This window comes from Gordonia sp. NPDC127522 (genome assembly GCF_042672305.1).
GTDB lineage: Bacteria > Actinomycetota > Actinomycetes > Mycobacteriales > Mycobacteriaceae > Gordonia > Gordonia hongkongensis.
Genome location: NZ_JBHXVK010000004.1, coordinates 24,432 through 45,299, shown reverse-complemented (window position 1 = coordinate 45,299; position 20,868 = coordinate 24,432). Strand labels below are relative to the sequence as shown.

Annotated in this window: 24 protein-coding genes; 9 read left to right on the top strand and 15 right to left on the bottom strand. The window is 69.0% G+C overall.

From position 1 onward, the window contains the following. Nucleotides 1-154: 154 nt before the first annotated feature. Nucleotides 155-664 carry a DUF3499 domain-containing protein gene (locus ACFVHY_RS10550; RefSeq protein WP_247449708.1) on the bottom strand — a complete coding sequence of 170 codons (510 nt, stop codon included), beginning with the start codon at nucleotides 662-664 and terminating at the stop codon, nucleotides 155-157. Nucleotides 665-806: 142 nt separating this feature from the next. Between ACFVHY_RS10550 and ACFVHY_RS10545 the strand changes: the two genes are divergently transcribed. Then, nucleotides 807-1,328: a metallopeptidase family protein gene (locus ACFVHY_RS10545; RefSeq protein ID WP_058252540.1), complete on the top strand. Its 522-nt coding sequence runs from the start codon at nucleotides 807-809 to the stop codon at nucleotides 1,326-1,328. A 64-nt stretch (nucleotides 1,329-1,392) separates the two neighbouring features. Here ACFVHY_RS10545 and ACFVHY_RS10540 read toward each other — a convergent pair whose 3' ends face one another. After that, nucleotides 1,393-1,650: a WhiB family transcriptional regulator gene (locus ACFVHY_RS10540; RefSeq protein WP_171011557.1), complete on the bottom strand. Its 258-nt coding sequence runs from the start codon at nucleotides 1,648-1,650 to the stop codon at nucleotides 1,393-1,395. 689 nt (nucleotides 1,651-2,339) lie between these two features. Between ACFVHY_RS10540 and cofD the strand changes: the two genes are divergently transcribed. Genes cofD through ACFVHY_RS10525 form a run of 3 tightly spaced genes read left to right on the top strand, consistent with a single transcriptional unit; the run spans nucleotide 2,340 to nucleotide 5,322 of the window. Further along, nucleotides 2,340-3,377: a 2-phospho-L-lactate transferase gene (gene cofD / locus ACFVHY_RS10535; protein ID WP_390271571.1), complete on the top strand. Its 1,038-nt coding sequence runs from the start codon at nucleotides 2,340-2,342 to the stop codon at nucleotides 3,375-3,377. Then, nucleotides 3,374-4,723 carry a coenzyme F420-0:L-glutamate ligase gene (locus ACFVHY_RS10530; RefSeq protein WP_390271569.1) on the top strand — a complete coding sequence of 450 codons (1,350 nt, stop codon included), beginning with the start codon at nucleotides 3,374-3,376 and terminating at the stop codon, nucleotides 4,721-4,723. Before cofD ends, ACFVHY_RS10530 begins: the two co-directional genes overlap by 4 nt. Continuing rightward, the gene (locus ACFVHY_RS10525) at nucleotides 4,720-5,322 is read left to right on the top strand and encodes an NUDIX hydrolase (protein WP_065632648.1); all 603 of its coding nucleotides are present in this window, start codon (nucleotides 4,720-4,722) and stop codon (nucleotides 5,320-5,322) included. Before ACFVHY_RS10530 ends, ACFVHY_RS10525 begins: the two co-directional genes overlap by 4 nt. Nucleotides 5,323-5,355: 33 nt before the next feature. On the opposite strand, the gene glgC is transcribed toward ACFVHY_RS10525, so the two are convergent. After that, entirely contained in the window at nucleotides 5,356-6,570 is a 1,215-nt protein-coding gene (gene glgC, locus ACFVHY_RS10520; RefSeq protein WP_078112951.1) for a glucose-1-phosphate adenylyltransferase, read from the bottom strand. Nucleotides 6,571-6,699: 129 nt separating this feature from the next. On the opposite strand from glgC, the gene glgA reads away from it, so the two are divergent. Further along, nucleotides 6,700-7,866, top strand: a complete 1,167-nt coding sequence (gene glgA, locus ACFVHY_RS10515; protein ID WP_390271566.1) for a glycogen synthase — start codon at nucleotides 6,700-6,702, stop codon at nucleotides 7,864-7,866. Here glgA and ACFVHY_RS10510 read toward each other — a convergent pair. From ACFVHY_RS10510 to ACFVHY_RS10465, 10 genes are all read right to left on the bottom strand, one after another. Beyond that, complete coding sequence (locus tag ACFVHY_RS10510; protein ID WP_390271565.1) at nucleotides 7,845-8,816, bottom strand: putative RNA methyltransferase; 972 nt, start codon at nucleotides 8,814-8,816, stop codon at nucleotides 7,845-7,847. The two genes, glgA and ACFVHY_RS10510, sit on opposite strands and share 22 nt — an antisense overlap. 2 nt (nucleotides 8,817-8,818) lie before the next feature. Next, a complete protein-coding gene (locus ACFVHY_RS10505; RefSeq protein WP_004019232.1) occupies nucleotides 8,819-8,986 on the bottom strand; it encodes a DUF3117 domain-containing protein in 168 nt (55 codons plus the stop codon). A gap of 105 nt (nucleotides 8,987-9,091) precedes the next feature. Next, nucleotides 9,092-9,490 carry a DivIVA domain-containing protein gene (locus tag ACFVHY_RS10500; protein WP_390271562.1) on the bottom strand — a complete coding sequence of 133 codons (399 nt, stop codon included), beginning with the start codon at nucleotides 9,488-9,490 and terminating at the stop codon, nucleotides 9,092-9,094. A 138-nt stretch (nucleotides 9,491-9,628) separates the two neighbouring features. Beyond that, on the bottom strand, nucleotides 9,629-10,657 hold the full coding sequence (locus ACFVHY_RS10495) for a glucosyl-3-phosphoglycerate synthase (RefSeq protein WP_065632646.1): 1,029 nt from the start codon (nucleotides 10,655-10,657) through the stop codon (nucleotides 9,629-9,631). Beyond that, nucleotides 10,654-11,478, bottom strand: a complete 825-nt coding sequence (folP, locus tag ACFVHY_RS10490; RefSeq protein WP_390271858.1) for a dihydropteroate synthase — start codon at nucleotides 11,476-11,478, stop codon at nucleotides 10,654-10,656. The genes ACFVHY_RS10495 and folP overlap by 4 nt, the downstream gene beginning before the upstream one ends. A 71-nt stretch (nucleotides 11,479-11,549) precedes the next feature. After that, on the bottom strand, nucleotides 11,550-13,355 hold the full coding sequence (locus tag ACFVHY_RS10485) for a long-chain-acyl-CoA synthetase (protein WP_205334086.1): 1,806 nt from the start codon (nucleotides 13,353-13,355) through the stop codon (nucleotides 11,550-11,552). Between the two features lie 55 nt (nucleotides 13,356-13,410). Then, nucleotides 13,411-13,968, bottom strand: a complete 558-nt coding sequence (locus ACFVHY_RS10480) for a TIGR00730 family Rossman fold protein (protein WP_226513695.1) — start codon at nucleotides 13,966-13,968, stop codon at nucleotides 13,411-13,413. A gap of 43 nt (nucleotides 13,969-14,011) precedes the next feature. After that, on the bottom strand, nucleotides 14,012-14,791 hold the full coding sequence (locus ACFVHY_RS10475; protein ID WP_058252572.1) for a TIGR00730 family Rossman fold protein: 780 nt from the start codon (nucleotides 14,789-14,791) through the stop codon (nucleotides 14,012-14,014). A 46-nt stretch (nucleotides 14,792-14,837) separates the two neighbouring features. Further along, nucleotides 14,838-15,935 (bottom strand): succinyl-diaminopimelate desuccinylase, encoded by a 1,098-nt coding sequence (gene dapE, locus ACFVHY_RS10470; protein ID WP_390271559.1) that lies wholly within the window; start codon nucleotides 15,933-15,935, stop codon nucleotides 14,838-14,840. A gap of 4 nt (nucleotides 15,936-15,939) precedes the next feature. Then, the gene (locus tag ACFVHY_RS10465) at nucleotides 15,940-16,455 is read right to left on the bottom strand and encodes a DM13 domain-containing protein (protein WP_390271856.1); all 516 of its coding nucleotides are present in this window, start codon (nucleotides 16,453-16,455) and stop codon (nucleotides 15,940-15,942) included. Nucleotides 16,456-16,633: 178 nt separating this feature from the next. Between ACFVHY_RS10465 and dapD the strand changes: the two genes are divergently transcribed. Both dapD and ACFVHY_RS10455 read left to right on the top strand, forming a co-directional pair. Beyond that, complete coding sequence (dapD, locus tag ACFVHY_RS10460; RefSeq protein ID WP_390271557.1) at nucleotides 16,634-17,599, top strand: 2,3,4,5-tetrahydropyridine-2,6-dicarboxylate N-succinyltransferase; 966 nt, start codon at nucleotides 16,634-16,636, stop codon at nucleotides 17,597-17,599. A gap of 48 nt (nucleotides 17,600-17,647) precedes the next feature. Continuing rightward, entirely contained in the window at nucleotides 17,648-17,890 is a 243-nt protein-coding gene (locus tag ACFVHY_RS10455; protein ID WP_086534711.1) for a DUF3072 domain-containing protein, read from the top strand. A 12-nt stretch (nucleotides 17,891-17,902) separates the two neighbouring features. On the opposite strand, the gene dapC is transcribed toward ACFVHY_RS10455, so the two are convergent. Together dapC and fdxA are read right to left on the bottom strand one after the other, a co-directional pair. Next, nucleotides 17,903-19,045 (bottom strand): succinyldiaminopimelate transaminase, encoded by a 1,143-nt coding sequence (gene dapC, locus ACFVHY_RS10450; RefSeq protein WP_390271555.1) that lies wholly within the window; start codon nucleotides 19,043-19,045, stop codon nucleotides 17,903-17,905. A 10-nt stretch (nucleotides 19,046-19,055) separates the two neighbouring features. Beyond that, nucleotides 19,056-19,385, bottom strand: coding sequence for a ferredoxin (gene fdxA / locus ACFVHY_RS10445; protein ID WP_058252527.1), 330 nt, complete (start codon nucleotides 19,383-19,385; stop codon nucleotides 19,056-19,058). Between the two features lie 441 nt (nucleotides 19,386-19,826). Between fdxA and ACFVHY_RS10440 the strand changes: the two genes are divergently transcribed. After that, nucleotides 19,827-20,480 carry a cysteine dioxygenase family protein gene (locus ACFVHY_RS10440; RefSeq protein WP_226513698.1) on the top strand — a complete coding sequence of 218 codons (654 nt, stop codon included), beginning with the start codon at nucleotides 19,827-19,829 and terminating at the stop codon, nucleotides 20,478-20,480. After that, nucleotides 20,477-20,851: a rhodanese-like domain-containing protein gene (locus ACFVHY_RS10435; protein WP_068972057.1), complete on the top strand. Its 375-nt coding sequence runs from the start codon at nucleotides 20,477-20,479 to the stop codon at nucleotides 20,849-20,851. The genes ACFVHY_RS10440 and ACFVHY_RS10435 overlap by 4 nt, the downstream gene beginning before the upstream one ends. The last annotated feature ends 17 nt before the right edge of the window (nucleotides 20,852-20,868 follow it).

The following is a 20,868-nucleotide window of genomic DNA, read 5'->3' as shown; positions in this document are numbered from 1 at the left end:
GTACTCGGCACAGTCCCGACAACACCGGACTCCGCAGACACTGCACAGTCGACGGCACACGGCGCACTCTCGACGGGAACGGGTGCATGGTCACGGTGGCGACGTCCCCTCCGGACGTCTGTGTGGTCCACGCCCCCCGCGCGGTGGTGACCGGTCAGTCGACCGGGTCCGGCAGTACCCGCAGGTGTCCGCGGCGCCCCGGGCGCGGCCGGGTCTGGTGACGCGACGCCCCGGCGGTCGGGGCGGGCGCATCGACCGGGCCGGCGCGGTGCCGACCCGTCCGGCGGTCGTCCACGGCATCGCGATGGGCCTCGACGAACGCGGTGTCCTCGAAGGCATCGAGGGCGTCGATCGGACTGCGGTCGACGTACCGCGGGCGTCCACCGCCGGCGACGGCTCCGGCTTCCCGAACCGCCTCGGCGAGCGCGGTCAGCTCTTGATCCTCGGCCGGCGGCGCGGAGAATCCCCGCTCGCTGCGCAGCATCTCCCAGCCGCGCGGGACGGTGATCCGGCGGGCGTGATCGTCGCACAGGTCCCACGAGTGCGGCTCCTGCGACGTCGCGAGCGGACCGATCACCGCGGTCGACTCGGCATAGACGAAGGTCAGGGTAGCCACCGCGGATCGGGCGCAGCCGGGTCGGCAGCACAGTCGGGGAAGCTTCACGTGACGAGATTAGCCCTCGTCGCTCGCAACCGCGTCGGCGACACGCTCACCGGGCGGGCGGCCGGCGAAGACCCGGACCGCCGGAGCAGACACGCAGTGACCGGAGGAGACACGGACTCGTCCGACCTCCTACACTCTCGCCATGCGTATCGACCCGAAGCCGACTCCACGTGGCTCCTCCGGCCTGCCGGAGGCGCGCCGCGGTCGTCGGCGGACGGGTCGTCACCGCGATCGTCGCGGACGGGGACTGCGCTCGCCGTTGCTGCCACAGGGCGTGCCCGCCCACAACAGCCGGTCCGATGAATTCGACGCGGTCGCCCTGGAGGCGTTCGCCGAGATCGACGCGCAGTGGCATGACCAGATCGCCGGACTCGACATCGCCGTCGACGAGATCCCCCGGCTCCTGCCCCGTGACCCCGAGACGGTCGAGTGGCCCGACGAGGTGACCGCCGACGGTGCGGTGCCGCTCGCACGGCTGATCCCGGCCGGGATGGATGTGAACGGCGCACCGACGCGGGCGCAGATCATCCTGTTCCGCCGGCCGCTGGAGTCGCGGGCCAAGAAGGGCACCGAGTTGCTGGACCTGATCCACGAGGTACTCGTGCAACAGGTGGCGACGCATCTGGGCGTCGACGAAGACACGATCGACCGCGGACCAGAGTGATCCGCGGTCGATGATCGGTGGGGACGACTCCGTCGCGAGCCGTCCGCTCAGATGGTGACGCCGGTCAGATGATGCCGCGCTTGAGACGCCGGCGCTCACGCTCCGACAGGCCGCCCCAGATACCGAAGCGTTCGTCGTTGTGCAGGGCGTACTCGAGGCATTCGGACTTGACCTCGCAGCCCTGGCAGATCCGCTTGGCCTCACGGGTCGACCCACCCTTTTCCGGGAAGAACGCCTCGGGGTCGGTCTGCGCACACAGGGCACGGTCCTGCCACTGCTCTTCGACGGCGTCGAAGAGATCGTCGAAGTCGTTGGGCACCAACGAAAGATGACGACGACCCGGGTCGGCGTCGTCGGCGACGGGCCCGTGCGGCGACCCGAAGTCGGTCCCGATACCGATGGCCGACGCGGCGGCGGTGCCGCCGATCATCGAATCATCAACGGGGCCAAGGGTGTTGAATTCGGCGGTGAATTGCGGGCGGTTCTGTGGTTCAAGCGGATTGCCGATCGGGTTTTCCAAAGCCATCGTCGGCGCCTCCTAGCTCGGGATGTTGGTAGTTTCTGCGTCCTCTGCGAACACGGCCTGTGTGCCGCACCCACCACTGTTGCCACACCACTTGTACTACGGATGTGGAAACACCCACATCAGACGTACACAGCGCCCGAGCGACGGCCCGCGAAGTGCCGGAACCGACCCTCTCCCGAGTTCGAACATACGATCGAATCCGTTGGAGTCCAGCGGTTTTCGATCCGAAGGTTCTCGATCTCAAACTCGGAATGACACTGATGTGATTACACACGCCCAAGGCGGTCCCGGTCAAGTTGAAGTCAAAGATTCTCTGTTTACCACCAGGATCCGACAACCCTGTGACTCGACACGACATTGACCTCAACCCGACGTGAATGTCACACCGAACCCGGCACGGGTCGAAACCATCCGCACCGCACCGACAGCGCCTGACCGCCGACTCGCACCGCGCACTACAGTGGCGGTGTGAAGGAGTACCTGCTGTGAAGGTGACCGTACTCGTCGGGGGCGTCGGAGGGGCACGATTCCTCCTCGGTCTGCGCGAATTGTTCGGCCCGACGGCGTTCCCGGCCCCCCAGGACGACGCGTCCGGCGCCCCGGCGACCGAGCACGAGATCACCGCCATCGTGAACGTGGGCGACGACGCCTGGATGCACGGCGTCCGCATCTGCCCCGACCTCGACACCTGTATGTACACCCTCGGGGGCGGGATCGATCCCGAACGCGGGTGGGGTCGGCGCGACGAATCCTGGCGCGCGAAAGAGGAACTCGCCGCCTACGGGGCCGACCCGGATTGGTTCGGACTCGGCGATCGCGATCTCGCGACCCACCTCATCCGGACCCAGATGCTCGACGCCGGGTACCGGCTGTCCGACGTCACGGCCGCCCTGTGCCGGCGCTGGGTCCCCGGGGTGCGGCTCCTGCCCGTCACCGACGATCGTCACGAAACCCACGTCGTGGTCGCCAAACCCGACGGCGAGGACGGCGAACGGGTCGCGATCCACTTCCAGGAATGGTGGGTACGCCATCGCGCGCAGATCCCCACCTTCGGCTTCGCGCAGGTCGGTTCGGACGACACGGCGCCGGCACCCGGCGTCCTCGACGCGATCGCCGACGCCGATGTCATCCTCCTCGCGCCGTCGAACCCGGTCGTGAGCATCGGCGCCATCGTCAGTGTTCCCGGGATGCGCAGCACGCTGCGCCAGACCAAGGCCCCGGTGGTCGGGATCTCACCGGTCATCGACAACCGTCCCCTGCGCGGCATGGCCGACGAATGCCTGTCCGTGATCGAGGTCGAGTCCTCGGCACAGGGGATCGCCGGACACTACGGCGCCCGCAGCGGCAACGGGATTCTCGACGGTTGGCTCATCGCCGACGGCGACCACGCCGCTGTCGACGGCATCGCCGTCGGTACCGCACCGCTGCTCATGACCGACCCCGCGGCCACCGCGCAGATGGTGCGTGCGGCCTGCGCGCTCGTCGACGTACCGCTGCCCGAGACCAACAAGGGCGTGCAGTGACCGCTCGCCCCGACCACCGCGCACCGGGACATCTCGAGATCCGGCCGGTGACCGGCCTGCCCGAGTTCACCGCCGACTCCGACGTCGCGGGCGAGATCCTCGGCGCCGCACCCTGGCTCGAGTCCGGCGACGTGCTGGTGGTCACCAGCAAGATCATCTCCAAGGCCGAAGGGCGGATGGTCGATGCGCCCAGCGATCCCGAGGAGCGGGACGCACTGCGTCGTCGCCTCGTCGACGCCGAATCGGTGCGCGTCCTGGCCCGCAAGAACCGAACCCTGATCACCGAGAACCGCCTCGGCCTGGTGCAGGCCGCGGCCGGGATCGACGGCTCGAATGTGCGCAGCGACCAACTGGCACTCCTGCCGGAGAACCCCGACCGCAGTGCGGCGTCACTGCGGCGTGCCATCGCCGACGCCGCCGGCCTCGACGTCGCGGTGATCATCACCGACACGATGGGTCGGGCCTGGCGGACCGGACAGACCGACGTCGCCATCGGCGCGGCCGGCATCGCCGTGACCCATCCCTACGAGGGCGGCGTCGACGACTACGGGAATCCGTTGATCGTCACCGAGATAGCGGTGGCCGACGAACTCGCCGCCGCGGCAGACCTCGTCAAGGGCAAGCTCGCCGCCGTCCCCGTCGCTGTCGTCCGCGGGTTCGCTCCGGCCGACGACGGCACCACCGCCGCCGACCTCATCCGTCCCTACGACGAGGACCTGTTCCGCCTCGGGACCGAAGAGGCGATCGCACAGGGCCGCCGAGAGGCCATCCGCACCCGGCGTTCGGTGCGCACCTTCGCCGACCGGCCCGTCGACCCGGCGGAGCTGCGCGACGCCCTCGCCGAGGCGCTCACCGCCCCGGCACCCCACCACACACATCCGGTCCGCTTCGTGTGGCTGCGTTCCGCCCCGCGACGCCGCGAACTGCTCGACGCGATGACGCGCGACTGGCGCACCGACCTCGAATCGGACTCCAAGACAGCCGAATCCATCGAGAAGCGACTTCGACGCGGGCAGATCCTCTACGACGCCCCGGAACTGGTGATCCCGTTCCTCGTACCCGAGGGCGCCCACGACTACCCCGATGATCGTCGCAACGCCGCCGAGCACACGATGTTCACCGTGGCCGCGGGCGGGGCGGTCGCGACCCTGCTCACCGCGCTGGCGGTCCGCGACATCGGCAGCTGCTGGGTCGGGTCGACCATCTTCGCCGCGCCGACGGTGCGCCGCGTCCTCGATCTGGATCCGAGTTGGGAACCGCTGGGGGCCGTCGCCATCGGACATCCGCTCGAACCGGCCGGGTTGCGCGACCCCGCCCCCACCGCGGAGTGGGTCGTCGAACTGTGACCGCCGAGTCGCTGCACGCCTCCGCCGTCGAGGCCCTGACACGGTGGGAGACACCCGATCCCGCCCAGGACTCCCTGCGTCACGCATATCTCGCGTTCCTCGCCGCGTCCCCGGACGGGTGTCTTCGGGCCTGCGCACCAGGACATCTGACGGGTTCGGCGATCGTCTTCGACGCGACGCGCCGACACGTCCTGCTGACCCTGCACCCCCGCGTCGGGAAGTGGATACAGCTCGGCGGTCACTGCGAACCCTCCGACGATTCCCTCGCCGGCGCGGCGCTGCGCGAGGCGCGAGAAGAGTCGGGCATGCCCGAACTCGTGCTCGACACCGCCGACCCCACGCTCGCCGGTGACGGGATGGTCCACCTCCACACCCACCCGATCACCTGCTCCTTGGGAGTCCCCACCCGCCACCTCGACGTCCGCTACCGGGTGGTCGCCGCCCCGACGCCCGACGGCGAACTCCCCCGCGTCGTATGCAGTGACGAGTCCGTGGACCTCCGCTGGTGGCCGGTCGACGCGCTTCCGGACGACGCCGGAGACGACATCGCGACGCTCATCGACGCGGCCCTACGCGACGGGCCAACCCCCGCTCCCTGAGGTGCGAGCGAAGCGAGCCACGAAGGGCGGTCGTCAGACCTGGATGTTCTTGCCGACGGTGACCACACCGCCGGCGCTCACCGAGAACCGTTCGCGGTCGGCCTCGAGATCGACACCGAGCTGCTCGCCGTCACCGACCACGACGTTCTTGTCGAGGATGGCCTTGCGGACCACCGCGCCCTTGCCGACGCGCACGCCGGGCATCAGCACGCTGCCCTCGACCACCGCGCCGTCCTCGACGATGACGTTCGACGACAGCACGGAGTTGCGCACCGTGCCGGCGGAGATGATGCATCCGGAACCGACCACGGAGTCCTCCGCGACCCCGCCCTGGACGAACTTGGCGGGCGGCAGGTTGTGGGTCTCGCCGCGGATGGGCCAGCGGCCGTTGTAGAGGTTGAAGATCGGGTGGACCGACACCAGGTCCATGTGCGCCTCGTAGAACGCATCCAGTGTTCCGACGTCGCGCCAGTAACCGGTGTCGCGTTCGGTGGCACCGGGTACCTGATTGTCCTTGAAGTCGTAGACGAAGGCGGTGTCCCGGCGCACGAAGGCCGGGATGATGTCACCGCCCATGTCGTGGTCGGAGTCCGAGTCGGCGGCGTCGGCGCGCAGCGCGTCGACCAGCGCCTCGGTGGTGAACACATAGTTGCCCATCGACGCGAACGTCACGTCGGGATCGTCCGGCGTGCCGGGCGGATCGGCCGGCTTCTCCAGGAAGCGGGTGATCTTCCCGCTCTCGTCGGAGTCGATGCAGCCGAAGGCCACCGCCTCCGCTCGGGGCACGCGGATCCCGGCCACCGTGACGTCAGCGCCGGATTCGATGTGCGCGGCCACCATCTGCGACGGATCCATCCGGTACACGTGATCGGCTCCGAAGACGACGATGTACTCGGGTCGTTCGTCGGTGATGAGGTTCATCGACTGGAAGATCGCATCGGCACTGCCGGTGTACCAGCGTGGTCCGAGTCGCTGCTGGGCCGGCACCGGGGTGATGTACTCGCCGTGGAATCCCGACGTCCACCAGGTCTGCGAGATGTGCCGGTCCAGCGAATGCGACTTGTACTGTGTCAGCACGCAAATGCGCTCGTAACCGGCATTGACCAGGTTGGACAGCACGAAGTCGATGAGTCGGTAGGCACCGCCGAAGGGCACCGCAGGTTTGGCGCGGTCCATCGTCAGCGGGTACAGACGCTTGCCTTCGCCGCCTGCGAGGACGATGCCGAGGACGTGCGGCTCAGATCTCACTCCCCCAACTTAACCGCGATCGAAGCCGTCGGCCAGATGACCGGGCGGTCAGTATGCGTAGCGTCGGCCGCGACCGGGGTTTGGCAGCACCGATGGCGATCTGCGCGCGTTGGCACTAGCGTCGAGATCATGCGGGTGGCGATGATGACACGGGAATATCCACCTGAGGTCTACGGCGGCGCCGGGGTCCACGTCACCGAATTGGTCCGGTATCTGCGCGATCTCATCACCGTCGACGTGCACTGCATGGGCGCCCAGCGGGAGACTGCCTCGGTGTACACCCCCGACCCGGGGTTGGCCGGGGCGAATGCGGCGATCACGACGCTGTCCGCCGATCTGCGGATGGTGGTGGGTGCGTCCGGTGCCGACGTCGTACACTCCCACACCTGGTACACCGGCCTTGCCGGGCACCTGGCGGGACAGCTCTACGACGTGCCGCACGTGCTGACCGCCCACTCACTCGAACCGTCGCGCCCGTGGAAGGCCGAGCAACTCGGCGGCGGGTACCGGGTGTCGAGCTGGGTGGAACGCAACGCGGTGGAGTACGCCGACGCGGTGATCGCGGTGAGCTCGGGGATGCGCACCGAGATCTGTGACACCTACCCTCGTCTGGACCCTGAGCGTGTCCATGTGGTGCGCAACGGGATCGACACATCTCAATGGTTCCCGGTCGACGATCCGTTCGGACCCGACTCGACGCCGACCGCACTCGGGCTCGACCCGGACCGCCCGATCGTGGCGTTCGTCGGCCGGATCACCCGGCAGAAGGGCGTCGCACATCTGGTGGCCGCGGCGCACCGGTTCGATCCGGACATCCAGCTCGTCCTCTGTGCTGGTGCCCCCGACACGCCGGAGATCGGCGCCGAGATCGAGAGCGCGGTGGGCGAACTCTCCGCCTCGCGTCCCGGCGTCCACTGGGTGCGCGAGATGCTCCCACTCCCCCGGATCCGCGAGATCCTGACCGCGGCAACGGTCTTCGTGTGCCCATCGGTGTACGAACCGCTGGGCATCGTCAACCTCGAGGCGATGGCCTGCGGTACCGCGGTGGTGGCCTCGGCGGTCGGCGGCATCCCCGAGGTGGTGCGCGACAACGTCACCGGCCGCCTCGTGCGGTACGACCCCGTCGATCCGGCGACCTTCGAACACGATCTCGCCGACACCGTGAACGCGGTGGCCTCGGATGCGGCGGCGGCGTCGGCGATGGGGGTGGCCGGCCGCGAACGCGCCGAAGCCGAGTTCTCCTGGGCGTCGATCGCCGAACAGACGCTGGGTGTCTACGAGTCCGTACGGCGTTGAGCGGGTGAGCCTCCGCGGGCGGGCCGACACGTGGTCACCACCACCGACACCGTGACCGGCACCCGACCGTCCCCGGCGAAGGCCGCGGCCCGCGAGCGGATGTCGGCCTCGTCGGAGTGAAATGCCGACGGGCCCATGGCGACCAGATCCCCCACGGTCTGCGCGTCGACGTCTGCGGAGTACCGGACAGGTGACTCGTCGACCAATTCGAAGCCCGCGTCGAGCGAGGCACGGAGGCGCTCGGATTTGGCCTCGTCGACACGCAGCATCGCCATCGGCTCGATGAGTTCGCCGAGGTGGTCGGGTCCCGGACTCACGATGATCAGTGCGCCATCAGGGGCCAGTACGCGGGCGAACTCGCTCGCGTTGCGCGGCGCGAACACCGAGAGCACCACCGCGACAGCGTCATCGACGACGGGCAGGCCGCGCCAGACGTCGGCGACGACGGCAGCGAGGGGCCGGGGTCCCCGCGCCATGGCCCGCGCGCAGTACTTCGAGAGGTCCAGGCCGATTCCGGCGGCCGAGGACCGTCCGTCACCGCCGGGCACCCCGCTCGCCTCGACCGCGGCGCGAAGATAGTGTCCGCCACCGGCCCCCGCGTCGAGGATCACCGGCCGGTCTTGTCCACCCGTGACCTCGGCCGCGCGGCCGGCGACGAAATCGACCACGGGGAGCAGGAAACCGGAGTCGTGCACGCGGGCTCGGGCGGCCACCATGGCTGCGGTGTCGGCGCGCAGCGCGCCGGACCGGCCGTCGAGCAGTGAGACATAACCCTGGCGGGCGAGGTCGAAAGAATGCGCCTGCGGACAGCGCAGCGACGCGCCGTCGGCCGACAGGCGCCCGGTACACACCGGGCAGCGCAGGATCTCGAGTACCGAAGTGAGGCCATGCGCCCGGTGCGGGGTCGGTGGGTCCGCCCGGGCCTCATGGGAACTGCCCTCGTGGGGCATGTTCAGCCGGTTACCCCGCGGAGTTCCTCGCCCAGCGCGGCTGCTTCGTCGGCGGTCAGCTCGACGACCAGTCGACCTCCACCTTCGATCGGAATCCGGACAACGATTCCACGCCCTTCTTTGGCCGCTTCGAGGGGGCCGTCCCCAGTACGTGGCTTCATTGCCGCCATTCTCAAGCTCCCTTCAAGGTCCCTGCTCCGAACATGATACGTGCCCGGGTCGCACACGATTGTCAGTGCGCGACACGCGCGCCGCGCGGTCTCGACGTACGGCCCCTAGTGGGGGGTGCTCGGCGGGCCGGACCGCCCGGCGTCCACGCCGCCGTTCCCGGTGATACCAGCGGCGGGATCGTCCGGAGCCGCGCCCGCTTCCGCCCCGGGCACCGACTCCCGTTCGCGCAGACGCGTGATCACCGACCGCAGGTCGTCGACCTCACGCGCGAGACGTGCCAGCGCCCAGTCGACTTCGGCCTGCTTGTAACCACGCGGGGTCTGGGCGAAGCGCAACGCACGCACGTCGTCACCGGTGATGCCCACCGACGGCAACCGGGTGAGCGTGGTGTCGGGCTCGACCGGCGGCAGATCTTCTCCGCGTCCGAACACGAACCAGACGACAGCGAACACGATCGCGACGACGAGTCCCATGATCAGCAGGTACAGCAGCAGCGTCTGCATGCGTTCCATCCTGGCAGAAGCGCCCGGACGACGGCCCGGCACAGCACCGACCCGGCGACGGCCACCCGCGTCAGGGCGGGCGGCGTCGCCGGGTCGGGGCCGGGTTCATCAGGTCTGGCTCAGCAGGTCCGGAGCCGCCTAGGAGGCCATCTCCTCGGCCTTGGGGGCCAGGGCGCGCACGGTGTTCATCGGCGGACGATCCTCGAGATAGACCTCGGTGGTGTGCGGCGTGAAGGAGCCGTCGGGTTCGGCGGTGAACTGGGTGAGCCCGACGCCCGAGTCCTCGATGCCGCAGCGGCGCATCAGGGTTCCGACGATCTGGCGGCTCATGACCCCCAATTCCACCAGCGGGCGGTTGCGATGGGTTCGGACCCCGAGGTTGACCTGACCGATCCCGGCCAGGCCGTACCGGTCATAGGTGTCGATGAGCAGGCCGATCTCGACCCCGTAGCCCGGCGCGAACGGCACCGAGGAGAGCAGTTCGCGCGTGCCGGCGTACTCGCCGCCGAGTGGCTGCAGCACCGCGGTGAGATCCGGCTTCTGGGATGCCAGGAGGGGGCGTGCCACGAGCTCGGTCACGCGTCCGCCGCCGTTGGCGTCGTGCGTACCGCCCGTGCGCAGCGGGCGCCGGTAGTAGCCCTTCACGAGCTGGATCTCGGGGTTCAGCAGGAGCGGACCGAGCATCTTGGGCACGAACATCGGGTCCGGGTCGATGAGGTCGGAATCGACGAATGCGATGATGTCGCCGGTCGCCACGGCGACCGAACGCCACAGCACCTCACCCTTGCCCTTGACCGGGTCCAACTCGGGTACCGCCTCCTCGCGGGAGATCACCTGCGCGCCGGCGGCGAGCGCGCGCTCGGCGGTGGCATCGGTGGACCCGGAGTCCAGCACGATGATCTCGTCGACCAGGGTGCCGTACAGCGGCATGATCGTGGCGATGACGTCGGCGACGGTCTCTTCCTCGTTCAGCGCGGGCAGCACCACCGAGATGGTCCGGCCGTTCTTCGCGTCGACGAGGTCGTCGATCGTCCAGTCCGGCTGCTCCCAGGTGTGGGTTGCCGACCAGCGCTGCTCGGTCCCCGGGGTCTGGGCGACCGTCGGCCACATGGCGGCCTTGTCCCGGCTGACGGTGCTGGGCTTACGTCGCTTCTGCTGCTTGGTCATGCGAGTCCCCTGACTGTTCGGGCGGGTGGTTTCGCTCCCGCGATGGCAGCGACCATGTCGACCACGCGACGAGTGGCAGCGACTTCGTGGACGCGGAAGATCCGGGCGCCTTGGGCGGCGGCCAGACTTGTCGCGGCCAGAGTCCCTTCCAATCGGTGCGCTAGGTCTGTACCCAGAGTCTCCCCTACGAAATCCTTGTTGCTCAGCGCCATCAGGACCGGCCAGCCCGTGTTAACAAGATCTTTCACACCGCGTAACAGAGCCAGCCCGTGGTGAGTGTTCTTGCCGAAATCGTGCGTCGGATCGATAACGATCGAGTCTCGACGCACCCCGGCAGCGAGCGCCCGGTCGGCCGCGGAGGTCACCTCCCGGATCACGTCGGCCACCACCGCGTCGACCGAATCCCCGTATGCGACGCGGTGCGGCCGGGTCCGCACCCGCGCGCCACCCGTGTGCGAGCAGACGATCCCGGCCCCGCGTTCGGCGGCGACGTCGACGACGTCGGGGTCGAATCCCGCCCAGGTGTCGTTGATGAGATCCGCGCCGGCGGCGCAGGCCTGGTCGGCGACCTCGCTGCGCCAGGTGTCGATGCTGATCAGCACGTCCGGATGGCGGTCGCGGATCCAGGCGATCATGCCGACGACCCGGGCGGCCTCCGTCGCGGCGTCGACCTCGCGCCCGGGTCCGGCCTTGACCCCGCCGACGTCGATGATGTCGGCGCCCTCGGCGACGACCCGGTCGACGTGCGCCTGGGCGGCGGCGTCGTCGAAGCTCGCTCCTCGGTCGTAGAACGAATCAGGGGTTCGGTTGACGATCGCCATCACCAACGCGCGGTCGGTCGGCACCCGCCGCCCGCACAGCGTGTCCGACGCCGACGTATCCGGGCCGGAACTCACCCCTTGGGCACCTTGGCGGCGGCGACGTCGTCGGGGTAGTCGTCGTAGAACTCGGTGTAGCCCTTCTCCTTGCCGAGCAACACATAGAGCCGTTCGGCCTCGGCGTCGGTGTACCCCTCCTTGCGCAGCTCGACCTTGCGGTTCTTGAAGGTCGAGGTCTGCTCGAAATCGTCGACGATCCGAACGAACAGCGGCACCGCGTACGACGGCAGCGCGTCGTAGAGATGGCGGGCGAACGCGCCCGGGTCGAGGTCGGCGCCCTCGCGCAGCTTGATCGCGATCATCCCGGCGCGACCGTCGGTGCCGGGGACCTCGACGCCGTACGCCACCGACTGGGCGACGGCCTGATAGGAGTCGACCGCCCCCTCGACCTGGGTCGTGGCGACGTTCTCGCCCTTCCAGCGGAAGGTGTCACCGAGCCGGTCGACGAAGGCGATGTGCGCGAACCCCTGATCGCGGACCAGGTCACCGGAGTTGAAGTAGGAGTCACCGTCCTTGAAGGCGTCGCGGATGATCTTCTTCTCGGTCTCCTCGGAGTCGGTGTAGCCGTCGACGGGCACCCGGTCACTGATCTGGGCGAGCAGCAGGCCGGTACCGCCCCGGCCGACCTTCACGAGCCGGCCGTCGTCGCCGCGCTTGGGGTTACCCTCCTCGTCGTATTCCACGATCTTGTACGGGAGCGGGCAGAAGCCGGCGGTCTTGTCGACGCTGAACGCGTTGACGAATGCGAGGTTCAGTTCGCTGGCCCCGTAGAACTCGACGACGCGGTCGACCCCGAAACGCTCGCGGAACTCGTCCCAGATGTCCGGGCGCATACCGTTGCCGACCACGGTGTGCACGGAATGCTGGCGATCCGTGGGCTTCTCGGGCTGCGCGAGGAGATAGCGACACAGCTCGCCGATGTAGCAGAACGCCGTCGCACGGTTGAGGATCACGTCGTCCCAGAACTTCGACGCCGAGAACGAGCGTCCGATGGCGATGCACGCACCCGAGGCGAGGACCGAGGACAGTGACACCGACAACGCGTTGTTGTGGTAGAGCGGCAGCGGCACGTACATGGTGTCGCTGTGGCGCAACCGCACCGCGAGACCGCCGATGCCGGACAGGCTCGCCAGCCACCGGTTGTGGCTCATCACGCTGGCCTTCGGCATCCCCGTGGTGCCGGAGGTGAAGATGTAGAACGCCTTGGTTGACGCGGGCAGCTGCTCGGTGACCTCGGGATCGGCTTCCGAGAGTCCCTCGGCTGCGGCGTCGAACGCGGCGAAATCGTAGACGTGTTCGGGCAGGACCGATTCCGGGATCGACTCGAAGGCCTCCGCGCACTCGGGATCGTGGATGAGGACCTTGGCCTCGAGGAGGCCGACGCTGTGCTCGAGCACCTCGCCGCGCTGGTTGTAGTTCAGCATCCCGGCGATCGCGCCGAGTTTGACGGTGGCGAGCATCAGCAGCAGGTCGGTCGTGCAGTTCTTGGAGAGCAGCGCCACCACGTCGCCCTTGCCGACGCCGTCTGCGGAAAGTGCTGCGGCGTAACGGTTCACGCGGCGGTTGGCCTCGCCGTAGGTGGTCGTGCGGCCCTCGAACCGGACGAACGGCCGGTCGGGGTGTTCGGCCGCGTGCTTCTGGAAGACCGAACCGATGGTCCGCTTGGCCTCCGGTGGGCGTCGGATGAGCCCGGGTGCGTGCTTGATCATCCCGGTCGCATGTGGCGCCATCTTCACCACGCCGCGAAGGATGTCGGGGATACCGACGGTCTTCTTCACACTCTGCTGCCGACTGTCCTGCTGCTCGACCCCTTGGGACATCTGCCCTCCGCTCTCCCGCTGGCGTTTCGAGTGCCCCGCGCACTCAGGCGCTACCTTACCGGCCGGTAGCAAGGCCTTCCCGTGCTGTCGCCAACTCCACCGCGTCGGCGACCGACCGCGTGATGAGCAGCCGGTCGAGCGATCGTCGGGCGACGAACCCGGTTGTCGACAACTCTCGCAGCCAGTCGAGCAACGGCGCGTAGAAATCGACAGGATCGAGCAGGACGACCGGTTTGTCGTGCATCCCGAGGTAGCCCCCGGTCCAGGTCTCGAAGAGCTCCTCGAGCGTCCCGATCCCGCCCGGGAGGGTGATGAACCCGTCGGCACGCTCGTCCATGAGGCGTTTGCGTTCGCGCATGGTCTCGGTGACCACGAGTTCGCCCGACCCGAGGTCGGCGACCTCGTGCTTCATCAGCGCGCGCGGGATGATGCCGACCGTGTGGCCACCGGCCTCGCGAGCGGCGTTGACCAGCGCTCCCATCATGGAGATGTTCCCGCCACCGGAGACGACCACATGCCCCTGTTCGGCGAGCGTCCGACCCACTTCGGCGGCGAGATCGAGATAGGGCTGGTCGACGGGACCGGAGGCGCAATAGACGCAGACAGCACTCACCGGGCAATCGTGCCATCGTCGGCCGGGAAGGTCATATCGACCCTCAGGGTGTCGCGGCCTCGATCGCGGCGACCACGTCGTCGGGATCGTCGACGACGGTGAGCAGGTCCAGATCCTCGGGCGAGATCATGCCGCGCGCGGCGAGGACGTCGCGCATCCAGTCCAGCAGGCCGCCCCAGAAGTCGCTGCCCACCAGCACGATCGGGAACCGGACCACCTTCTTGGTCTGCACGAGGGTCAGCGCCTCGAAGAGTTCGTCGAGGGTGCCCATCCCGCCGGGGAGACAGACGAACGCCTGCGCGTACTTCACGAACATCGTCTTGCGCACGAAGAAGTATCGAAAGTTCATGCCGAGATCGACCCAGGGGTTGAGGCCCTGTTCGAAGGGCAGCTCGATGTTGAGTCCGATGGACTGCGCCCCGGCCTGATGTGCGCCCTGGTTGGCGGCCTCCATCGCACCGGGTCCGCCACCGGTGATGACCGCGTAACCGGCCTCGCCCAGCGCTCGGCCCACGCGGACACCGAGCGCGTATTCCGGCGACTCCGGATGCAGTCGCGCCGAGCCGAAGACGGTCACGGCCTCGGCGACCTCGCTCATCGCATCGAACCCGGCGACGAACTCGGACTGGATGCGCAGGACCCGCCAGGAGTCGCGCATGGTTCGTTCGGAACGACGCGTGGCGTCGCGCGGGTCGACCCATTCCAGCAGGCGGCGGTCCGTGGTCTTGCCGCGCTGGTCTCGCCGAATCCGGATCGGGCCGACGTAGCAGGTGTCGGGGTTCGTTCCGTCCTCGACGGGTTCCGGCTCGGGCGTGGTCGACATGGCGGTCACGCTAGCAGCGCCGTCCCGCTCCGCCGGTCTCGCAAGGTCAGGACAGGTAGGTGCGCAGCAGGTCGGTCACCGCGCGGATCTGCTCCACCGGCACCCGTTCGTCGACGCGATGCGCGAGATTGGGATCGCCGGGGCCCAGGTTCACCGCGGGGATGCCCAGCGCCGAGAACCGCGACACATCGGTCCAGCCGTACTTCGCGCGGAACCGTCCGCCCGCGGCGTCGACGAGCGCCGCGGCCGCCGGATGCGCCAGGCCGGGCAGGGCCCCGGCTGCCGAATCGGTCACCTCCAGCGCGATGGTGCCGTCGGCGAGGTCGGCGGCGAACACCTCGCGGACGTGGTCGAGCGCCTGCTCGATCGAACGGTCCGGAGCGAAGCGGAAGTTGACGTCGACGTGCGCGGCGTCGGGGATCACGTTGCCGGCGACGCCCCCGCCCACCGCGACCGCGGACAGGCCCTCGCGGTACTCGCAGCCGTCGATGTCGACGCGGCGGGCCTCGTAGCCGGCCAGCGTGGTCAGGACCCCGCCGAGCTTGTGAACGGCGTTGTCGCCCATCCACGACCGGGCCGAATGCGCTCGGGTCCCCGATGTCGACAACCGAACCCGAAGCGTCCCTTGACATCCGGCTTCGATGAGCCCGGCGGTCGGCTCGCCGAGAATCGCCACGTCACCGGCGAGCCACTCGGGCAGCTCCCGTTCGATGTCGTTCAGGCCGTTGAACTCCGCCGCGATCTCCTCGCAGTCGTAGAAGATCAGCGTCAGATCCGAGACGGGTTCGCGCAGCGTCGCCGCGAGGTGGAGAAATACGGCGTCACCGGACTTCATGTCGACGGTGCCGCACCCGTGCAGGACGTCCCCCTCCTCCGGATGCGTCTCGCGCCGGTGCGGGAGGTTGCCCGCGACCGGCACGGTGTCGAGGTGTCCGGCGAGGATGACCCGCTGGGCGTGCCCCCGGTCGGTCCGTGCGAGGACCCGGTTGCCATGGCGGAGGATCTCGAATCCGCTCGTCTGCGCGCGCAGGGCGGCCTCGACCGCGTCGGCGATGGCCGACTCGTTGCGCGACTCGCTCTCGATGTCGACGAGCGCGGCGGTCAGTTCGACGGGGTCGGCGGTCAGGTCGAGGTCGGTGCTCACTCCCTCACCGTAGTGAGCCCATCTCCGCGGCGCCGAAGGAGACGCTGAACTTCACGCACCAGAGGAACACCGACGGATAGTCGCCCAGTTCGACGTCGGCGGGGATCTCGTAGACCTGGTTGCCCTTGTTCCCCTTGATCATGCCGAGGTCGACGTGCGGGACGCCCGCGGCCGTACGCCACCCGGCGAACCCCTCGACCACGTCCCCTTGCGACAGCCACACGTGGACATCCGGGCCAGTGGTCGTGTCCAGGTCCTCGATCGCCAGCACGCGTGAGCCGTCGGGCTGTTCGATGATCGAGACCGTTCCGGATGTCGAGTGTTCGTGGCTGATCAGGCTGCCGCGCGAGATGACCACCGGCCCGGCGGGGGGTGGTTGCCCCGGCGCCGACGTCGTGGGGGTGACCGCGACCGGGATCGCGTCGTCGACCTCGGTGTCGACGAAGATCAGCCACGGCTGGAAGACGACGGCCCCGACCGCCAGCGCCGCCACGAGCACGACGCCGAGCCCGCCCACCACCCACGGCCAGCGGCGTCGTCGGCGCCGGGGCGTTACAGGTGGCTGCGGATGACCGGTCATGCTGGCGACCCTACGAGCGGCGTACAGCACGTGACCAGGACTTTGGGCCGAATGGATGACGCCGGGGCACCGGTGGCGGGGCGGGGCCGCCGGTGTCGATCGCTTAGACTCACCTGTCGTGACATCTACTGGCGCACACGCAACTGGCATCGCGACCGTGACCGACGGGGGTTCGACTCCCGGCGTCGTCCTCGACGTCTGGTTCCCCGAACCCGAACTCGACGGGGTCGAGACCGCGGAAACCGTGACCCTCGACGACGAGTCGACACCGGCTCACCTCCGCGAGCTGGTCGGCCGCGACGAGGCCCGCGGGGTGAAGACCATCGCGGTCCGCACCGGGATCGCCGACATCACCGCCGCACCGGTTGACGCCTACGACGTCTACCTTCGACTGCACCTGCTGTCGCACCGCCTCATCACCCCGCACGGCGCCAATCTCGAGGGCATCTTCGGAATGCTCACCAACGTGGTCTGGACCAATCACGGCCCGTGTGCGGTCGACAACTTCGAGTCGGTCCGGGCGAAGCTGCGCGCCCGCGGACCGGTCACCGTCTACTCGATCGACAAGTTCCCGCGCATGGTCGACTACGTGGTGCCCGGCGGCGTACGGATCGGCGACGCCGACCGCATCCGCCTCGGCGCGCATCTCGCGGCCGGCACCACCGTGATGCACGAGGGCTTCGTCAACTTCAACGCCGGCACCCTCGGGTCGTCGATGGTGGAGGGTCGCATCTCCGCGGGCGTCGTCGTCGGCGACGGCTCCGACATCGGCGGCGGCGCCTCGACGATGGGCACCCTGTCGGGCGGCGGCAAGGAGATCATCGCGCTGGGCAAGCGCTGCCTCCTCGGCGCGAACTCCGGCTGCGGTATCCCGCTGGGTGACGACTGCGTCATCGAGGCGGGCCTCTACGTCACCGCCGGCACCAAGGTCACCGGACCCGACGGCACGCAGATCAAGGCGCGCGACCTGTCCGGCCAGTCCAACCTGCTGTTCCGCCGCAACAGCCTGACCGGCGCGGTCGAGGTCGTGCCGTGGAAGGGCGACGGCATCGCCCTCAACGAGGCGCTGCACAAGAACGACTGACACCGGGGCTCACTGGCCGGATTCCCGATCCCGACGTATGGTGGGCCCATGAGCACATCGAACAATCGTTCGACGAACGAGACCGACGACGTCCTCGGCGCGGGCGCCGGAAACTCCACCGAGAAGGACCCGGACGACTGGGTGACCGGCGACGAGCCGATGACCGGCGCGCAGCGGAGCTATCTCGACACCCTCGCACGGGAGGCCGGCGAGACCCTCTCGGCCGACCTCACGAAGGCCGAGGCGTCCGAGGAAATCGACCGTCTGCAACAGAAGAGCGGTCGAGGCTGAGCAGGGCCGGTGTCAGGCCGTCAGACGAGCGACGGCCGCACTGACCCGCTCATCGGTGGCGGTGAGCGCCATACGAACGTGGCGCTCACCCGCCGGACCGTAGAAATCGCCTGGAGCACAGAGAATTCCGCGGTCGGCGAGCCAGGCGACGGTCTCCCGGCACGGTTCGTCCCGGGTGGCCCAGAGGTACAGGCCCGCCTCGGAATGGTCGACCCGGAAGCCCGCACCCTCCACGGCTGCTTTGAGCAGCCGACGACGCTCGGCATAACGCTCGCGCTGCTCGTCGACATGTGCGTCGTCGCGCAGTGCGGCGGTCATCGCTCCCTGGACGGGGAACGGCACGATGAGTCCGGCGTGCTTGCGGACCGCGAGCAGTTCGGCGACCAGTTCGGTGTCGCCGGCGAAGAATCCGGCGCGATACGACGCCAGGTTCGAGATCTTGGACAGTGAGTGGACCGCGAGCAGTCCTGTGTGGTCGCCGTCGCAGACCCTCGGGTCGAGGATCGACAGCGGCTCGCCCTCCCAACTCAGACCGAGATAGCACTCGTCGGACACGACGACGGTCCCCCGCTCGCGTGCCCATCCGACGACCTTGCGGAGATGATCGAGGCCGAGGACCTTGCCGGTCGGATTCGACGGCGAGTTGATGAACATCAGCGCCGGGTTCATCGGTCCCAGCGCGACGGTCGAATCAGCCCGCACCGCCCGCGCACCGGCGAGCAGGGCGCTCACCTCATACGTCGGGTAGGCCACCTCGGGGATCACCACGTCGTCGCCGGGTCCGAGCCCGAAGGTCGAGGCCAGGCCCGCGATCGCCTCTTTCGTGCCGATGACCGGCAGAATTCCTGTCTCGTGCAGGGCGGTGACGCCGTGGCGTCGGACCAGAGACTCCGCGGCCGCCTCCCGCAACTCGCGGGTCCCGATCGTCGTCGGGTAGCCCGGGAACGCCGAGTTCTCGGCGAGTGCGTCGCGGATGAGTGCGGGCACCGGGTCGACGGGTGTCCCGACCGACAGGTCGACGATGCCGTCGGGGTGGGCCTGAGCCGTCGCCTTCGCTTCGGCGATCGTGTCCCACGGGAAGTCGGGCAGGCGCCCGCTGACGCGGGTCGAGGAGACCCGCAGGGGCGCTGCCGTGCGGGAGACAGGACTGCTCATGCGGAGGCGGTCAGTCCTCTTCGTTCATCGGCGGGAGGCCCTTGATGAACGCCGGATCGGCCTCGGTCTTGCCGACCTTGCTGGCGCCGCCCGGGGAGCCGAGGTCGTCGAAGAAGTCGGCGTTCGCGCTGACGTAGGGCTCCCATTCGTCGGGAACATCATCTTCGTAGAAGATCGCCTCGACCGGGCACACCGGCTCACACGCACCACAGTCGACGCACTCATCCGGCTGGATGTAGAGCATGCGTCCACCCTCGTAGATGCAGTCGACGGGGCACTCCTCCACGCAAGCCTTGTCCAACACGTCGACGCAAGGCTCCGCGATGATGTAGGTCACCACTCACTCCTTCGCTAGGGAAGATCCGGGTCGGCGCGACGAGAAACGCAGTTCGGCGTCGAACGGCACTCCGGCGTCGGCGCCGGTGCGGCCCGAGGGCTGGTCGAACCGCACCCCACAGTATCCGCCCCGGGAGACGCTGCGACGAAATCGACCCCCGTCCAGAGGTGCCCGAATCCGGGTTTGAGTAACGAGGATCACATCGCCGACCGCGAGACGCCGCTCCGGGTTTCGTTCAGCGTGCCGCCAAACCTCGACGCCGCGACGATCCGCGTGCAGAGTCGGGCGCATGATCGTCGTCGACGAATCCGTCCTCACCGGACACCGACCCGCGGGCGCGTGTGCCCGGGTGCCGCACCGACCCACCGCGCGGTCGATGTCGATGTGCTGTTGCTGAACCGATCGGCCTCACCACATCCTCTTCGACTCTCGCAAGGATTCGCCATGACCTCCACCCTCGCCCGCACCGAACGGGCGCCTCAGTCCGCGTTATCGTCTCTTTCCTCCGCCCGGAATCGTGCTCGGACGTCTTCGCCCCTGCGCGAGCGTCCGGGTACCGCGGCCCCGCGCGCCCTTGGTCACCTGCCGACGCGGCTCCGGCCCGCCGACCTCCTCCGCATCACCGACCAGGGCGTCGCAGACGTCCTCGACGGTCGCCACGACGACCTGCTCCCGGAGGTCTGGGACGAACGGCATCGCTGGTCGACGCGCCTGCACGCCGACGACGACGTCGACGTGTGGCTGATCAGCTGGACGCCGGGCGAGGCCACCGAACTGCACGACCACGCCGGTTCGCTCGGAGCCCTGACGGTGTTGTCGGGCAGCTTGCGCGAGTACCACTGGACGGGAGACGATCTGGCGGTGCGCATCCTCGACGCCGGCGACCAGGCCGCCTTTCCTCTCGGGTGGGTGCACGACGTCGTGCGGAACCCGGTCGTCGCCGCGCCGGAGATCGGTGCGGAGACCAGCCCGCAGGTGACCCCGACGCTCAGCGTGCACGCCTACTCACCGCCGCTGACCGCGATGTCGTACTACGACATCTCCGAGGGCGGCCACCTGCGCCGCAACCGGACCGTTCTCACCGACCAGCCCGAATGAGCACTCCCCGCACCATCGACGACGTACTCGCCGACGCACGGTCGCGGATCGCGCGGGTCGAGGCCGCGGACGTCCCCGCCGAGCTGGCCGACGGGGCGGTGCTGGTCGACATCCGTCCCGCGGCGCAGCGCGCGGAGGAGGGCGAGGCCCCCGGAGCCCTCGTCATCGAACGGAATGTCCTCGAATGGCGGTGCGACCCGGCGAGCGACGCCCGCATCGACCAGGCCGTCGACCATGACGTCCGCTGGATCATCCTGTGCTCCCAGGGTTATACGTCGAGCCTGGCCGCCGCGGCCCTGCAGGATCTCGGACTCCATCGCGCAACCGACGTCGTCGGCGGATACGAAGCTCTCGCACCGGTTCTCGGCTGACCCTTCGCAATTCGTCT